A 15,201-nucleotide genomic window follows, 5' to 3' on the forward strand; every position below is an offset into this window, starting at 1 on the left:
ATCCTTCTCCCGGGTGCTCAAACCTCTCGGCCATCGCGGGTATAATCGTGTGGCTATGGTGCGTGATGGGCTTTTCTACGGGCTGGCGCTGATCGTCGTCGCAATCATCGTCTGGTTCTCGACGCACATTCTTGCGTTGACATTAATTCCGCTGCTGCTTGCGGCCTTCTTCCTCTGGTTTTTTCGCGACCCGCCGCGCACCATCCCACAGGGCGCAGGCGTCATCGTCTCACCGGCGGACGGCAAGGTCGAAGAAGCTGACTGGATTGAAACCACCTCCGGCAGCCGCGTTCGCGTGACCATCTTCCTGAATGTGTTCGACGTGCACGTGAACCGTGTGCCCTCTGAAGGCGTCGTGAGCCTCGTCGAGTATCGCGAAGGCCACTTCCTCAACGCGCTCAAGCCCGAGTCCGCTGTGCACAATGAGCAGACGCTCGTCACGATAGAGAACGAGCACTACACTATCAGCTTCAAACAGATTGCCGGCCTGCTCGCACGCCGCATCGTGTGCAATCTGCGGGTGGGCCAACGCGTAGAGCGCGGACAGCGCATGGGCATGATCAAGTTCGGCTCGCGTTGTGACGTACTCCTGCCCGCAAATGTGGAACTGCGCGTCAAGGCAGGGGATCGAGTGAAGGGCGGAAGCTCTGTGCTCGGTATCGTTTCCATCGCAGGGCAGACGGACGGACGCGGATGAGCGCCGAGACCGCGAGGCTTCACCCAATTAGGCACGGCATGTATGTTCTGCCGTCGCTCTTCACGGCAGGCAACATCGCCATGGGCTACTACGCGATTCTGCAGAGCATCCGCGGAATCCACACTGGCGAGTCGGCCTGCTTCGATCACGCCGCCATCGCCATTGTGCTCGCTGGTGTTTTCGATGGGCTCGACGGCCGCATCGCACGTCTTACCAACACCTCCAGCGCCTTCGGTCGCGAACTCGACTCACTCGCTGACGTGATCACCTTCGGCGTCGCGCCCAGCCTGCTCGCGTATCTCTGGGGCGTACGCCAGGTTGTGCCCTCCGGCTATCCCATCATCGAAAATCGTGTCGAGCACTTCGGCGCTGTCATCTGCTTTCTGTTTCTCATCTGCGGAGCCTGCCGCCTCGCGCGCTTCAACATCAGCATTGATCCCAAACCACGCAACCCAGGCCGCCCTGGCCGAAAGTACTTCGTCGGCATGCCCATCCCTGCAGGTGCTGCCGTTCTCTCGGCGGTCATCCACTTTGAGGGCGGCTCACCCGTCCACAACGTCTGGCTGTCTGCTCTGTGGATCGCGCTTGTCGCCTTCACCGGCTTTCTCATGGTCAGCAGTTGGCGCTTCTGGAGCGGCAAGGAGATAGACTTCAGCTCCCGCAGGCCCGGCCGTCTGCTCGTTCTGCTCCTCGTGCTGCTCGCTGTAATCTTCGAGTGGCATCAGTACGCGCTCATCGTGATGGCCATGATCTATCTCGTCTCCGGAGTTGGGGCCCGGCTCGCCTATTCCTGGAGCCGCTGTTCCGCCAAAGCCGCTTAGCAGCAAACACCGGCATAACATCTCAAGCACAGAAAGGAGGGCAGCGATGGCGACCAGGCTTCGCGCCGTGATCGTCGGCGCCTCGACGCTGCTCGGCAAGGAACTCATCGACGAGCTCAACAGCTCGCACCCGGAATGGGATCTCCGCCTCGCCGACACTCCGGATTCCAGCGGCCAGCTCATCGCCGGCGGGGACGAAGCGCTCGTCATTCAGCCTCTCACTCCCGAAATCTTCGAAACGTGCGACATCGCTTTCTTCGCCGGCGATCCGCAGATGACCCGCGCACATTGGCATGAAGCCCGGTCAGCCGGCGCCATCGTCGTCGATCTCACGTTTGCGCTTCAGGACGAACCCGGAGTTGTCATTCGCTCTCCGTGGATCAATGCAGGCGCCACCCCCACCAGCAGCGCAGCTGTCGTAGTCTCCGCACATCCCGCAGCGGTGATGCTCGGCATCGTCGCCTCGCGCTTATCAGCGGCGTTCAAGGATGTGCACCTCGCCGCGACGGTGCTCGAGCCCGCATCGCAGCAGGGAAGCCGCGGCCTCGATGAGATGCATCAGCAGACCGTCAACCTTCTCGCCTTCCACTCGTTGCCGCAGGAGGTCTACGATGCGCAAGTCGCGTTCAACCTGCGTATCTCCGTCGGCGAATCGGCAAGGCTCGACATGACCCAGATCTCCTCGACGATTCGGCGGCACCTCAAAGCAATCGCCGGAGACTCACTCGCGTCCGCCATCTCATTCCAGCTCGTCCAGGCGCCCGTGTTTCACGCTTACACGATGTCGGTCTACGCGCAGCTTCCCGCAGACACAGATGCGTCTGCGGTCGGCCATGCACTCCACGGCGGCCTGGTCCACCTCGCCAATCCTCGCGAAGCAGCACCCACCAATCAGAGCATCGTCGAAGAGCAGGGAATCGCCATCGCGCTCAACCTGGACACCGCGAGCGCAGAACACATCCGCGGCTTCTGGCTCTGGATGGCCGCGGACAACGTCAAGCTAACCGCGCGCCACGCTATCGCCTGCGGAGAACTCGCCAAGTCGCATACCGTAAACAGTCAGTAGCCGCCACTGACTGCGGTACACTCGAAGAGGTGCGCCGGGATGGCGGAACTGGCAGACGCAGCGGACTCAAAATCCGCCGATCCTTGCGATCGTGGGGGTTCGACCCCCCCTCCCGGCACCAATAGCGACGCGCTGAAGTTGCAAGCTCCCATCGTTATCTCACCGTTCCGCCGCCGTCGCCTGTGGCGGTTTTGTGCGCTGCATCAGCTCCGGAATGAGCAACAGCACCGCAAGCACCGTAGTGACCATGCCTCCCACGACCACCCGAGCCAGCGGCTGCTGCGCCTGAGCTCCGATTCCGTTCATCGTGGCCGCTGGGAGAAGACCCAGACCCGCCGCCAGGCACGCCATCAGAACGGGACGAAGCTCATCAAGAGCCCCAGCCTGAAGTCCATCTGGGCCCGAATTTGTCCGTTGGGAGCGGCGCACACCGGAGAGGAAGACCACCGCAGCCAGCGTGGCAACTCCCGTCAGGGACGTGAATCCTACCGCGGCCGAAATGCTGAACGGTGTGTGCGTGACGAGCAGCGCCAGCACGCCGCCAATAGCGCAGTACGGCAGTGTAACGAGCACGATGAGAGCATCGCTCCAGCGCTGAAACTGCAGATACAGCAGAAGGAAGATAACCAGGAGGCTGATTGGGATAATCACCGCCAGCCTCTGTTGCTCTTTGCGGAGCGAATCGAATTCACCCGCCCAGGCATAGCTGTAGCCCTGGGGGAGGCGAATCTTCTGCTGCAGTTGCCCGCGAAGATCCTGAATCGTATCGGCGAGATCGCGGCCGCGCACGCTGAACTTGATCGGTATATATCGTCGGCCACCTTCACGGTAGATCATGAAGCTGCCTTCCCGAATTCCTATATCAGCGACTTGAGAAAGCGCTACACGTCCTCCATCGGACGCTGCTAGTTGAATGTGCCCAATCGCGTCCGTGTTGCTGCGATCGGCTTCCGGGTACCGAACAGTGATGTCGAACCGACGGTCGCCTTCGATCATCTGCGTGACGGCTGCACCGCCGACCGCGGCCTGGATGGCAGCATTAATATCTGCGGGCGCGATCCCGTATCGTGCGGCCTCCTGCCGGTTGACGTTGACGATGAGGTCGGGCTGTCCGTTCACCTTGAACACACCAACATCAGTAACGCCTTTCACCTGCGTCATGAGACCGGCGATCTGGTCAGCCAGACGCGTGAGTTCGTCCAGGTCGTCGCCGAAGAGCTTGAGTGAGTTCTCGCCCTTGACGCCGCTCATCGCCTCTTCAACATTGTCCTGGATTGTCTGCGAAAAGCCGAAGTCGACGCCGGGGTATTTTGAGAAGACCCTCTGCATCTGATCGATCAGTTTGTCCTTGTTGCCATGAAGCTCAGAGGGCCACTTGTTCTTCGGCTTCAGATCAACTCCAAACTCGATATTGTTGAACGTCGTCACGTCGGTACCATCGTCCGGACGCCCCAGCTGCGAAACAACCTGTGTGACCTCAGGGAACGACGAGATGTCGGCGCGGAGCTGGTCGGCCATGTCCGACGCCCGTTCGAACGAGATGTCCTGCGGCAGGGTGGCCCGTATCCAGAGATTGCCTTCCTCGAGCGGCGGCATAAACTCACCGCCAACTGCGAAGACGAACAGCAGCACCGTGCCGATTCCCGTTACGGTCAGGGTGATCCACATGCGCCGAGGCTTGGACATCGTGTGACGAAGAATGCGCTGATAATGGCGCGCGAAGAAGCGGCTCAGCACCGTGCCTTCGGTCTTCGGATGCGAGTCACTCGACTGGGTCGTCGAAGATTGTTTTGCCCCGGAAGTCTTCGGCGCGAAGACGTCACTGAGCACCGGGGCAAAGACCAGAGCGAAGATCAGTGCGCCGGTCAGCGCGAACCCATAGGTGACCGACATGGGCGCGAAGATCTTGCCGGGCACACCCTGCATCGTGAAGAGCGGAATAAATGCGACCAGGATGATGAGCGTGGAGAAGAGCACGGGGCGGGCAGCATCTTGTACTCCCTGGACAATGGCCGTCCCCGCTTCCTCCCCCGGAGCGCGACGAGTGAGTCGCCGAAAAACATTCTCGAGTACAACGATCGATGCGTCTACAAGGATGCCGAAGTCGATTGCGCCGATCGAAATGAGATTCGCGGAACGGCCCGTAAGGACCATCATCGAAAATGCAAAGAGTACGGCGAACGGGATAGTGGCGGCAGCGATCAGGGTTGTGCGCAGGTCGCCAATCATCAGCAGGAGGATCAGCGTGACCAGCACAAGCCCTGTGACGATCACGTGCTCAACCGTGTGTGTCGTGAGATCGATCAGCTTGGTACGGTCATAGATCGTGCTGATATGCATGCCGGCTGGCAGCAGTGTGCCGTGATTCAGCTCATTGATCTTTTTCTTCAGTGCGCTCAGGGCCGGCAGGCTCTCTTCGCCCTTCTGCAGCAGAACGATTGCCTCTATGATGTCGCTCTGTTTGTCGCGGCCCACCTTGCCAAGCCTCGGCTGAAATCCTTCCTTCGTTGTCGCAACATCCCGCAGCAGCACAGGTGTGCCGTTTTTCTCGGCCACAACGATGTTGTTGATGTCATCGATGTTCTTCAGCAGACCGACGGAACGCACATTGACGTTCTGATCGCCGATCGACAGATAATTACCTCCCGCATTGGCGTTGCTGTTCTGCAACGCGCTGATTACGTTAGGCAGCGTGACCCCATACGCAAGAAGTTTGTTCGGGTCCGGTTCCACCTGGTACTGCTTCGTTGTGCCGCCAAAGGTCGTGATGTCGATGATGCCCGGCACCTGCTTCAGCTCTCGGCGAACCAGCCAGTCCTGCGTTGCTTTCAGATCGTTCAACGAGTACGGGCCGGTGAGTTGGTACCGGTAGATTTCGCCAACGGGCGACCACGGCGAAAGTTGGGGCTGCAGGTTACTCGGCAATGTCAGCGTCTGCAGCCGCGCCAGGACCTCCTGTCGATCGTGGAAGAGATCGCTTGAAAAGCGGAAGTACAGCTTCACATCGCTGAGGCCGAAGATACTGATCGACCTCACCTGCTCCAGTTCAGGCGTGCCGTTCAGGGTCAGCTCGATTGGCGCAGTGACTTGCTGCTCCATCTCCTCCGCCGACCACGCCGGGTTCTGAGTGATCACCTCGACGAGCGGAGGCGAGGGATCGGGATAGGCTTCGATGTCGAGCTTGAGCGCGCCATAGACTCCGGCGGCCAGTCCAGCTGCCAGCAGGATCAGAACTACCGTGCGGTACCGCAAAAGTGCTCTCAGGAATGCAGCCATCATCAGTCTCCGGCCGGCTCACGCAGAAACGCTGCGCCTTCAGTTACAACCTGCTCGCCGTCTCGCAGGCCGGAAACGATCTCTACCTGATCGCCGTGGGTTGCTCCGGTAGTCACTTTGCGGGGTGCGTACTTCCCTTGACCATCCGGAACATAAACTTCCGTCGCGTTGCCGTCGTGTAGAACGGCTGCCTGCGGAACCATGATGCGGGCCACAGTGGGACGTGCGATCTGCAACGTGGCAAACATGGCGGGCTTTAGCTTGTGATCTGGGTTAGCGAGCACAACGCGAACCTTCACCGCGTGTGTCTGCGGGTCAAGTGAATCCCCGATGTTTGCGACTGTCCCCCGAAAATTCTGCCCTGGGTATGCGGGGAACGTGATCGTGACAGGATCATGAAGATGAACTGAGCCCAGGTCCTGTTCGTACAGATCGCCGGTCACCCATATCGTGTCAAGGTTTGCCACGGTGGCGATCCCCGTCGTGGTTTCAAGGGACCGCTGCAATTCGCCGCTTGCCGTCCCTATGTCGAGGACCGTTCCGCTAATTGGGGAAGTCACGGCAACGATGTCCGAGGTGCCGTTCTCGGAAAACCCAAGCTCGTGGATACGCTGGCGTGCACGCTCCTGCTCTGAATGCGCAGCATCGTCGGTGGCCTGCAGCTCCTGCAGGTCAGCCTGCGACATCACCTCATGCGCCGCGAGCAGTTTGCCCCGGGTGAGCGCCCGGTCAGCGCGAAGTGCTTCGATTCGTGCCTTTTCGAAGTCCGAGCGTGCCTGTGCGACATCACCGCTCTGGAGTTCCCCAACAGTCTGCCCCTTCCGCAATTCCTGTCCCGGAACAGCAGTCATATTCAGAAGCCGGCCGCTCAAGGGAGCGTAGATGTGCACTACGTGATCCGGGTCCGCTTCGACCCGTCCCGGAAGAACCAGCGGATCCTCGAACGGTTGCGCGTGAACCGCGCTGACCTGGATATTCGCTGTAGCTGGCTGCGTCTCTTCCGTGGAAGAAGATGATTTGCAGCCCGAAACCCAAAATGCCGCAAGCGCTGCAAGGCCAAGAGAAGTGATGAATTGGCGGGATCTTGTCATGGGAGGATCTCCGTTTGTGTCACGTAGGACAACTGTTCGATCGAAAGAAGCAACTGTAGCTGCGCGTTTAAAGAAGCCAGGTTCACCTGTCTGTAGTCGGAGAGTGCGCTCAGGTAATCGAGCAAAGTCGAATTTCCATTTCGATAACTGAACTCCAGGTTGTCCCGCACATGGGCCGCTTCGGCCAGGTACTTGTTGCGGTAGAGCGCGTCTTCGGCCACTGCTGTCTGGTAGCCCGCCCATGCGCTGTCGACATCGGAGAGAACCTGATTGCGCGCCGCGGTATAAGCCAGTCTGCTGCTTTCAAGCTCGTACGCAGTCCGCTGCTTCTCGCCCTGGTTGCGATCAAAGATGCGGAGAGGAATGTTGATGTTCCCGCCGAAAGTGTTGGCGTCACCGCTGCGCTCGTATTCGCCTTCGATCGTGGGATCCGCCGTTCCGTTCGCCTTGGCCAGCTTCGCCGCTGCGACGTTCGTGTCGATCTGTGCCTGTGCCGCCTTCAGATCCGGCCTGTTCGCGAGCGCGCTGTTACGCAGATCATCGAGCGTGAGCATTTCCGGCGGAGGCGCAAGGCTCCCTGTAATCGCAAAGTTGTCGCTCGGCGTCGCGATTCCAAGGAGCGTCTGCAAAGCAATGCTCCCTTGCTTCAGAGTAAGTTCGGCGTTCGCGAGATCGGACTGGAATCCCGCGAGCTGAAGTTCAATACGATCGAAATCCGTACGGTCTATGTCGCCGGCATCGAGTCGTACTTTCATGAGGTCGACCGTTTTCTGATAGCCCTCGAGATTCTCGCGCGAGATATTCAGCGCTCCCTGTGCGTAGAGCATGCGCGAAAATGCCTGGCGGATCGCAAGATCTGTTTGCCGGCGCTGATCGTCCAGCTGAAAGCTCGTCAACGACGTTGTGGAGCGCGCATTCTCGAGGCGGAATTCACGCTTATTGCCCCGTTCGAATAACCGCGACACGCCCACGCTGTAGAAGTCGGGACCATTAGGGTTGCTCGGTAGCAGCGTTACCATCTGGCCCGTGACAGCGCCAACAGGATTCTGCCGAAGCCCGGCCGTGATCTCCTGCGCACGCACTGCTGAAAGGTGCTGCGCCCCGGCCAGCAGCGACGGATTGCTGCGGTGCGCCAGATCCAGCACTTGCGCAAGCGTCAACGGCGCGGCCTTCGACGGCGATGTCGATGCCGTGATGGTTGTTGGGATCTGCGGAGTTGGTGGTGAAGATTGAGGCCACGCACTGCTGGCCACACAAATCAGTAAAAGCAGAAAGACACATCGGCGCACGAATGCAACCTCGCTCATTTGGAACTGCAGGGCAGTTCGACCAGACAATTTAACGGAGTTCTAGCGGGCGAGAGCAGGCGGAGGTCGTAGTCGTTGCGATGGCGTCAGCCATGCCTCCATGGGTCGAAAGCAATCCTCTCGTTCGTCAAGCGCTCGCAGCTTGACGAGCTCGCAGCCCAATAACAGGAGCAAGGATGTTTCTATAACTAAGATCGCTTCCAGGCCGATCGATGCGCTCTCCGATGCAAGGTGCCACGTCTGCGCCGACAGCGGCAACGTAGCTTGTCGTGCCTCGATGAGGTCATCGCTCACCGAAATTACAGGGAGCAGGAGAAAGCAAACCAGGAGCGTCGCCATCATGGCCGACGATGGTCTGATGCGCACCGTGCCGCGGCGTACAAAACAATACGTCAGCACAAGAAGCACCAACGAGACACCGAGCCATGTGAGATTGGAAGCTAGCTCCACAGCGTCATTCTACCCGTCCGCGATATTTTTCACGTTGAGGACAGGACACCCTTACTAACTTTTGACTCGCGCGCCGTTGCTAATGCAACCCCGTTATCATGCCCGCCGTTCGAGGTACACCTCTAAAAGGTGTCCGGCACGCGGTCCACGCTTGCCATGCTCACATCGCGTCCCTGTCCGAACCCATAAATCACTACCGCGAGATACGCTACAGCGACGACGATGTATCCATGCGCCATACTTCCGGTCGCTCGCGCAATCGCTCCCAGCAGCGGCGGAAACGCCGCGCCACCCACAATCGACATCACAATCAGCGCGCCGCCAATCTTCGTATTCGCTCCCAGTCCTTTCACGCCCAGCGCAAAGATCGTCGGGAACATGATCGACATGAAGAAGCTCGTCACCATGATTGCAATCGCGCCCGCAAGTCCCGGATGCACTATCCCCACGCCGATCAGTCCGATGTTCACGATCGCATAAACGCCCATCATGCGCGACGGCCTGAACCACCGCATCAGGCCCGTCGACACAAACCGCCCGCATGCAATCAAAATCAGATTGCCCGTCAAAAACCACCCGGCCCCGCGTTCGGAAATCGTCGTGTACTGCTTCACATACGGGATGAACGCCGACCACGTCGTCACCTGCGCGCCCACATAAAAAAACTGCGCAATCACCGCAAACCACAAATGCGGATATTGTCCGAGCGCTCCGAAGCTCCCCCGATCGTCATCATCCTTCGCCTGCGTCGCCATCGCGGGGAACCGCGTGATTCCAATCAGCAGCGCCCACAGCAGTACCACACACCCTAGCACCACGTACGTGGGTACCACGCGCATGATCTCCGTGTGCAGATACGCTGCGTACGTCCCCGCAGCTTTCATCTGCGCGACCTTCGCCGCAGGCAGCTCCACGCCCGAAAAGATGAAGTACGTCCCAACCAGCACGCCCGTAATCGTGCCCGGCGGATTGAACGCCTGCGCAAAATTCAAGCGGCGCTCTGATGTCTCCGCCGGTCCAAACTGCGCGATGAACGGATTCGCCGCCGTCTCCAGCGTCGCCGAACCGCAACCCACAACAAACAACGCCAGCAGAAACGGTGCATATTGCCCAATCACCGCCGCCGGCCAGAACAGCAGAGTTCCTAGGCCGAAGATGCACAGCCCCGCAAGAATGCCCGCTTTGTATCCCCATCGCCGCATCAGCAGCGCCGCGGGCATCGCCATGCAGAAATAGCCGGTGAACACAGCGGACTGCACCATCTGCGCCTGCAGTTGCGACAGGTTGAATCCCTTACGAAACTGCTGCACAAGAATGTCGGTCAGGTTGTTCGACATCCCCCAGATGAAGAACAGCACCACTACGAGTACGAATGGGAGCATCTGCCCCGTTGGAAACACGGGCGCGTGCTCTGTGCGACCCGAGGCACCTGCAGTCTGCGGATTACTTTGCGTTATCTGCATCAATCCACAGTCTTTGCGCGTTTCAAATTATGCAACGCCGTTTTCATTGCCCAACATCATATCGCGCTCGCTGCACATCGTTCCCGCAGCCCAATCGACATCCCCGTAGACTGGTACCAGGTGAAAAATTAGCAGCTCTATGGCTCCCATCCTCACAGCTCAGGCCATCTCCAAACGCTTCGGCGCAACGCCGCTCTTTGAGAATCTCTCGCTCTCCATCAACGACAACGACCGCATCGGTCTCATCGGCCCTAACGGCGCCGGCAAGTCGACTCTGCTGGCCATGCTCGCCGGCGAACAGCAGCCGGATACCGGCGAGATCACCGCGCGTCGTCGTGCCGCCGTTAGCTACGTTGCACAGGTTTCAGAATTCGCACCCGGAATCACCGTCCGCCAGATCGTCCAACGGGCGATGGAGCGCGCTGCCGTTCCCGCAGACGAACGCGAGCAGCGTCTTCGCGAAACGCTCGGCCGCGCCGGCTTCACGGACGATGGATCCGAAGGCGCATCGTTCAACGCCGCCGCCGCAAGCCTCAGTGGTGGTTGGCGCAAACGTCTCGCACTCGTTGAAGGCCTCGTTCAGCGCCCTGATGTGCTCCTTCTCGATGAGCCGACCAATCACCTTGACATTGAAGGTATCGAGTGGCTGGAAGAGACACTGCGCTCCGCTCGCTTCGCCGTCGTCGTCGTCACGCACGACCGCTACTTCCTCGAGAATGTAGCGAATGAAATCATCGAGCTCAGCCGCACCTACGCGGAAGGTCTGCTCCGCATGCGCGGAAACTACTCGCAGTTCCTCGAATTACGCGAAAGCTACCTAGAATCGCAGATGCGCGTGCAGGAGGGCCTTCGCAATCGCGTTCGCACGGAAATTGAATGGCTGCGCCGCGGCCCCAAGGCGCGCGCGACCAAGGCCAAAGCTCGCATTGACAACGCCAATGCACTCATCGGCAAGCTCGCCGAAGTCGATGCTCGTCTGCGTACCTCAGCAACCTCGATTAGCTTTGACGCCACTGACCGGGAGACAAAGCGCCTCATTGAGCTCGAGAACGTCAGCGTTGCCTATGAGGGCCGCGAGATCGTGCGGGATGTCAATCTGCTGCTCACGAATCGCGCGCGCCTCGGCATCATTGGCCCGAACGGAGCAGGGAAGACAACTATCTTGCGCGCAATCACAGGCGAGACTCCCGTTAGCAGTGGTACCGTCAAACGCGCGCCCACTTTGCGTATTGTCTATCTCAGCCAGCTGCGCGAGCTCGATACAACGATCACCCTGCAACGCGCGCTTGCTCCGGATTCCGACGCCGTGGTCTACCAGGGGCGAGTCGTTCACGTCGCCAGCTACGCGGCGAAATTCCTCTTCACCGGAGATCAACTTCGCCAGCCCGTCGAGCGCCTCAGCGGCGGCGAGCGCGCCCGCGTTCTGATCGCTCAGCTCATGCTTCAGCCCGCTGACGTGATCATTCTCGATGAGCCGACGAACGATCTCGATATCCCAACACTTGAGATCCTCGAAGAAGCCCTGCAGGAGTTCTCCGGCGCAATCGTGCTCGTCACGCACGACCGTCACCTGCTCGATCGCGTCACCGAAAGCGTTCTGGGCCTCGACGGCCGAGGCAACGCGGCACTCTTCGCTGATTATCTGCAGTGGGAACAGTGGCGTGAGACCACCGCAGCCGCAGCACAGCCAAGGCCCGTCACGAGCGCATCTGCAAAACCTGCCACTTCCATGACGAAAAAGAAGCTCTCTTACATGGAGCAGCGTGAGTTCGACACCATCGCTGCACAGATTGAAGCCGCGGACGAGCGGCTTGCAACAGCCAAAGGCCGCATCGAAGATCCTGCGGTCGCAACGGATCCTTCTGCGCTGACCAAAGCTCTCGCAGAACTGGAAGCAGCACAGACCGAGCACGACCGCCTGCTCGAGCGCTGGGTCGAACTCAGCGAAAAAGCCGGCTAGTCCTTGCGCACAACATCGCCGTTTTTCATCACGAATTTCACGTGAGAGAGGACCGAGATGTCGGTCAGCGGATCACCCGGGACGGCGATGATGTCGGCGAAGAAGCCGGGCTTGAGCTGACCGATCTCGTCTGTCCAGTCGAGAAGTTTTGCGCCGTTGATGAGGCCGGAGCGGAGGGTGTTGGCGGGACTCATGCCGTACTGGACCATAAGCTCGTACTCGCGCGCCTGCGTCCCATGCGGAAACGGACCGACATCAGAACCGACAGCGAACGGCACGCCTGCTGCCATCTGCTTCTTGAACTGTTCGGCATGGAAGGCGAGCATGTCGTTCTCGCGCTTCGCTGCTGCTGGTGTCTCCGCATGCTGGGCGAAGTACTCGAAGATTGCGAAGGTGGGCACGGCGTAAATTTGCTTGTCGTGCATCAGCTTCATCGTCTCCGGCGAGAGGTTCAGCGCGTGGTCGATGGAGGCGACGCCGGCCTGGGCGGCGTACAGGGCACCTGGCTCTCCCGTGCAGTGGACTCCCACGCGTGAGCCGGTGCGGTGGGCCTCTTCGACAGCGGCGGCGAGCTGGGCCTCGTTGTACTGATAGGGCGTGGTGAACACGCCGTTCACGAGGTGGTCGCGTCCGGTCTCGTAGATCTTGGTGAAGTCTGCGCCTTGTTTGCGTTGCTCGCGCATGGTCGCAATCACTTCATCGGTGGAGTTGGCGCGATCGGCGTTGGAGAGCAGGTGCTCCTCGGGGTTGAGACCGGAGTTGTCCTCGTGCCCTCCGTTGATATCGATGGCGTTGCAGGAGACGCGCATCCGGGGGCCGGGGATGAGGCCGGAGCTGATGGCGTTGCGGACGGCGACGTCGGCGCAATACGCGCCCTCTGTGCCCATGTCGCGCTCGGCGGTGAAGCCGGCGAGGAGGTCGGCCTTGGCTTGGGCGGCGGCGATGAGGGTGCGCTGCGGGACCGATTCCTCTACGGTCTGGAAGGCCTCGTTGCCGGGGTGGAGGAAGAGGTGGGTGTGGGCGTCGATGAGGCCAGGCATCAGCGTGGTGTCGCCGAGGTCGAGGACGGTCGCGTCGGCGGGATGGGAGACGTGCTCGCCGACCTCACGGATGCGGTTGCCGGTGACCAGGACCTCGCCGGGCGAGATGAGCTTGCCGACCCCGACGTCAAGCAGGTGCGCAGCGTGGAGGACTGTGGATTTCTGGTCCTGCTGCGCGGGACCGGCAACGGGAAGCAGCAGCGCGACGGCGAGGATTGCGGGTTTCATCTTGCGGAAAAGGGTACCACCCCCCTCCCCCCCTGTTTTTGTGCAAAGTCTTCAGAGAAGAAGGGTTAGGTCTGGACTTTTGGTGTAAAGTCCTGATTTTTCGCGTGTGTTGCTCGCAAAGTCTTCAGATGATTGGGTTTAGAAAGAGCGCAAAAGCGAAACCCGGCGCTAGGCCGGGTTTCTGTGTCCTTAAGTTAATTGTACGGGTGGGGTCAAGAGGGACTGTGGATTACCTGGGGGACCATTGTTCGTCGGCGGAGGGGCCGTAGAGAGCGGGGACGGGGACGTCATTGAGGCGGAGGTAGACGCCGAGCTGGGCGGTGTGGTGGATCATGTGGTCGAAGAAGAGACTGCGGAACATGGCGGCGCGCGGGGCTTCGCCGATGAGCTGCTGGCCGAAGCTGAAGCGCCAGGGAGTCATGAGGACTTCGTCGCTGGCGCTGAGGAGTGAGGTGCGGCACTTGCCGGCGGCGTCGTCGAGAGCGGCGAGGGCCTGGTCGCGGCCCTTCCACTCGAGCGCGAGGTGGGGGCGCTTGGGAGCTGCCATGTCCATACCGTCGTCCTCGATGATGTAGTGGCCGAAGAGCGGGATGGTGGCGCAGTGCATGGCGAGGCGACCGAAGGCCATGGATTTGTCATGGCACTTCCAGTCACCCTTGTCGTCGGGGACGCGCTCGAGGGTGCGGCGGGTATTGGAGATCTCGGCGTCGAAGTCGAGGAGGAGGATGTCGGCGATCTTCATAGGTGGCTCCGGATGGGATTGCGGTCAGGGAACAAGATACACGGGCGTGATGACAGGCTTCCTGCGAAGTATTGCGCTATGAGTTTCGAGATGCGAGTTTCGAGATGCGAGTCAGGGTGACTACACGGGATGGTTGAAGCCTTGCCCCTACCAAAGGTTCAGACGTTCGTGCGTTCAGCTGTGAGCTTCGAGCTGTGAGCTGTGAGTTGAATGTGATTCAGCATCCTGCGAAGGCGATCGCGGTGAAATGGATCGCAGCTAGATGCCGGTGACGTTGAAGCCGCAGTCGACGAATGTGATCTCGCCGGTGACAGCAGAGGCGAGACTGGAGCAGAGGAAGAGAGCTGTGCCGCCGACTTCTTCCTGCTCTACGTTGCGGTGGAGAGGGGCGCGGTGGGTGACGGTGTCGAGGATGGTGGCGAAGTCGCCGATGCCGCGCGCGGCGAGGGTGTTGATGGGGCCGGCGGAGATGGCGTTGACGCGGATCTTTTTGGGGCCGAGCTCGGCGGCGAGGTAGCGGACGGCGGCTTCGAGGCCGGCTTTGCAGACACCCATGATGTTGTAGTTGGGGAAGACTTTTTCAGCGCCGTAGTAGGTGAGCGTGAGGATAGAGGAGCCTTCGGGCATCAGCGGAGAGGCGACGCGGGCGATGGCGATGAGCGAGTAAACGCTGATGTCGTTGGCGATGGCGAAGTCCCGGCGCCCGGTATCGAGAACAGCGTTCTTGATGTTGGGGGCAAAACCGATGGAGTGGACGACGGTGTTGATGGCGGGGAACTTTGCCTGGATCTGCGCGAAGGCGGCGGCGATGGCTTCGTCCGAGGAGACATCGCACTCGACGAGCAGGCCGGTGTCGGCCTGGCCGAGTTCCTTGAGGAGCTCTTCGGAGGTTTTTTTGAGGCGCTCAGACTGGTAGCCGAGGACGAGCGTGGCGCCTGCCTGGGCGAGTTTTTCCGCGATGGCGTAGGCGATCGAGCGTTTGTTGGCGACTCCGAAGACGACCGCGACCTGACCTTGCATGTTGATCATGAGAGCTCCTGTTCCGTGGGTCAGGATAGCA

At 60.2% G+C, this 15,201-nt stretch carries 11 protein-coding genes and 1 tRNA gene; 5 read left to right on the forward strand and 7 right to left on the reverse strand.

What is annotated here, in order from left to right:
* Window positions 1-13 precede the first annotated feature (13 nt).
* The 4 genes from VGU25_03325 to VGU25_03340 all read left to right on the forward strand — a co-directional run bounded on the left by VGU25_03325 (window position 14) and on the right by VGU25_03340 (window position 2,705).
* On the forward strand, window positions 14-697 hold the full coding sequence (locus tag VGU25_03325; GenBank protein HEV2576222.1) for a phosphatidylserine decarboxylase family protein: 684 nt from the start codon (window positions 14-16) through the stop codon (window positions 695-697).
* Window positions 694-1,518, forward strand: a complete 825-nt coding sequence (gene pssA, locus VGU25_03330) for a CDP-diacylglycerol--serine O-phosphatidyltransferase (protein HEV2576223.1) — start codon at window positions 694-696, stop codon at window positions 1,516-1,518. Before VGU25_03325 ends, pssA begins: the two co-directional genes overlap by 4 nt.
* Window positions 1,519-1,564: 46 nt before the next feature.
* Window positions 1,565-2,584, forward strand: a complete 1,020-nt coding sequence (locus VGU25_03335) for an Asd/ArgC dimerization domain-containing protein (protein HEV2576224.1) — start codon at window positions 1,565-1,567, stop codon at window positions 2,582-2,584.
* Between the two features lie 33 nt (window positions 2,585-2,617).
* Window positions 2,618-2,705, forward strand: a tRNA-Leu gene (locus tag VGU25_03340).
* A gap of 38 nt (window positions 2,706-2,743) precedes the next feature.
* On the opposite strand, the gene VGU25_03345 is transcribed toward VGU25_03340, so the two are convergent.
* The 4 genes from VGU25_03345 to fucP all read right to left on the reverse strand — a co-directional run bounded on the left by VGU25_03345 (window position 2,744) and on the right by fucP (window position 10,090).
* Window positions 2,744-5,863, reverse strand: coding sequence for a CusA/CzcA family heavy metal efflux RND transporter (locus VGU25_03345; protein ID HEV2576225.1), 3,120 nt, complete (start codon window positions 5,861-5,863; stop codon window positions 2,744-2,746).
* A complete protein-coding gene (locus VGU25_03350) occupies window positions 5,863-6,951 on the reverse strand; it encodes an efflux RND transporter periplasmic adaptor subunit (protein ID HEV2576226.1) in 1,089 nt (362 codons plus the stop codon). Before VGU25_03350 ends, VGU25_03345 begins: the two co-directional genes overlap by 1 nt.
* Window positions 6,948-8,258, reverse strand: coding sequence for a TolC family protein (locus tag VGU25_03355; protein HEV2576227.1), 1,311 nt, complete (start codon window positions 8,256-8,258; stop codon window positions 6,948-6,950). Before VGU25_03355 ends, VGU25_03350 begins: the two co-directional genes overlap by 4 nt.
* 572 nt (window positions 8,259-8,830) lie before the next feature.
* On the reverse strand, window positions 8,831-10,090 hold the full coding sequence (gene fucP / locus VGU25_03360) for an L-fucose:H+ symporter permease (protein ID HEV2576228.1): 1,260 nt from the start codon (window positions 10,088-10,090) through the stop codon (window positions 8,831-8,833).
* A 220-nt stretch (window positions 10,091-10,310) separates the two neighbouring features.
* Between fucP and VGU25_03365 the strand changes: the two genes are divergently transcribed.
* Entirely contained in the window at window positions 10,311-12,131 is a 1,821-nt protein-coding gene (locus VGU25_03365) for an ABC-F family ATP-binding cassette domain-containing protein (protein ID HEV2576229.1), read from the forward strand.
* On the opposite strand, the gene VGU25_03370 is transcribed toward VGU25_03365, so the two are convergent.
* The 3 genes from VGU25_03370 to VGU25_03380 all read right to left on the reverse strand — a co-directional run bounded on the left by VGU25_03370 (window position 12,128) and on the right by VGU25_03380 (window position 15,170).
* Complete coding sequence (locus VGU25_03370) at window positions 12,128-13,399, reverse strand: amidohydrolase family protein (GenBank protein ID HEV2576230.1); 1,272 nt, start codon at window positions 13,397-13,399, stop codon at window positions 12,128-12,130. The genes VGU25_03365 and VGU25_03370 overlap by 4 nt on opposite strands.
* Before the next feature lie 229 nt (window positions 13,400-13,628).
* Window positions 13,629-14,141, reverse strand: a complete 513-nt coding sequence (locus VGU25_03375) for a DinB family protein (GenBank protein HEV2576231.1) — start codon at window positions 14,139-14,141, stop codon at window positions 13,629-13,631.
* A gap of 258 nt (window positions 14,142-14,399) precedes the next feature.
* Window positions 14,400-15,170 carry an enoyl-ACP reductase gene (locus VGU25_03380; GenBank protein HEV2576232.1) on the reverse strand — a complete coding sequence of 257 codons (771 nt, stop codon included), beginning with the start codon at window positions 15,168-15,170 and terminating at the stop codon, window positions 14,400-14,402.
* Window positions 15,171-15,201: the final 31 nt, after the last annotated feature.

Source organism: Acidobacteriaceae bacterium, assembly GCA_035944135.1.
Taxonomy (GTDB): Bacteria; Acidobacteriota; Terriglobia; order Terriglobales; family Acidobacteriaceae; genus Granulicella.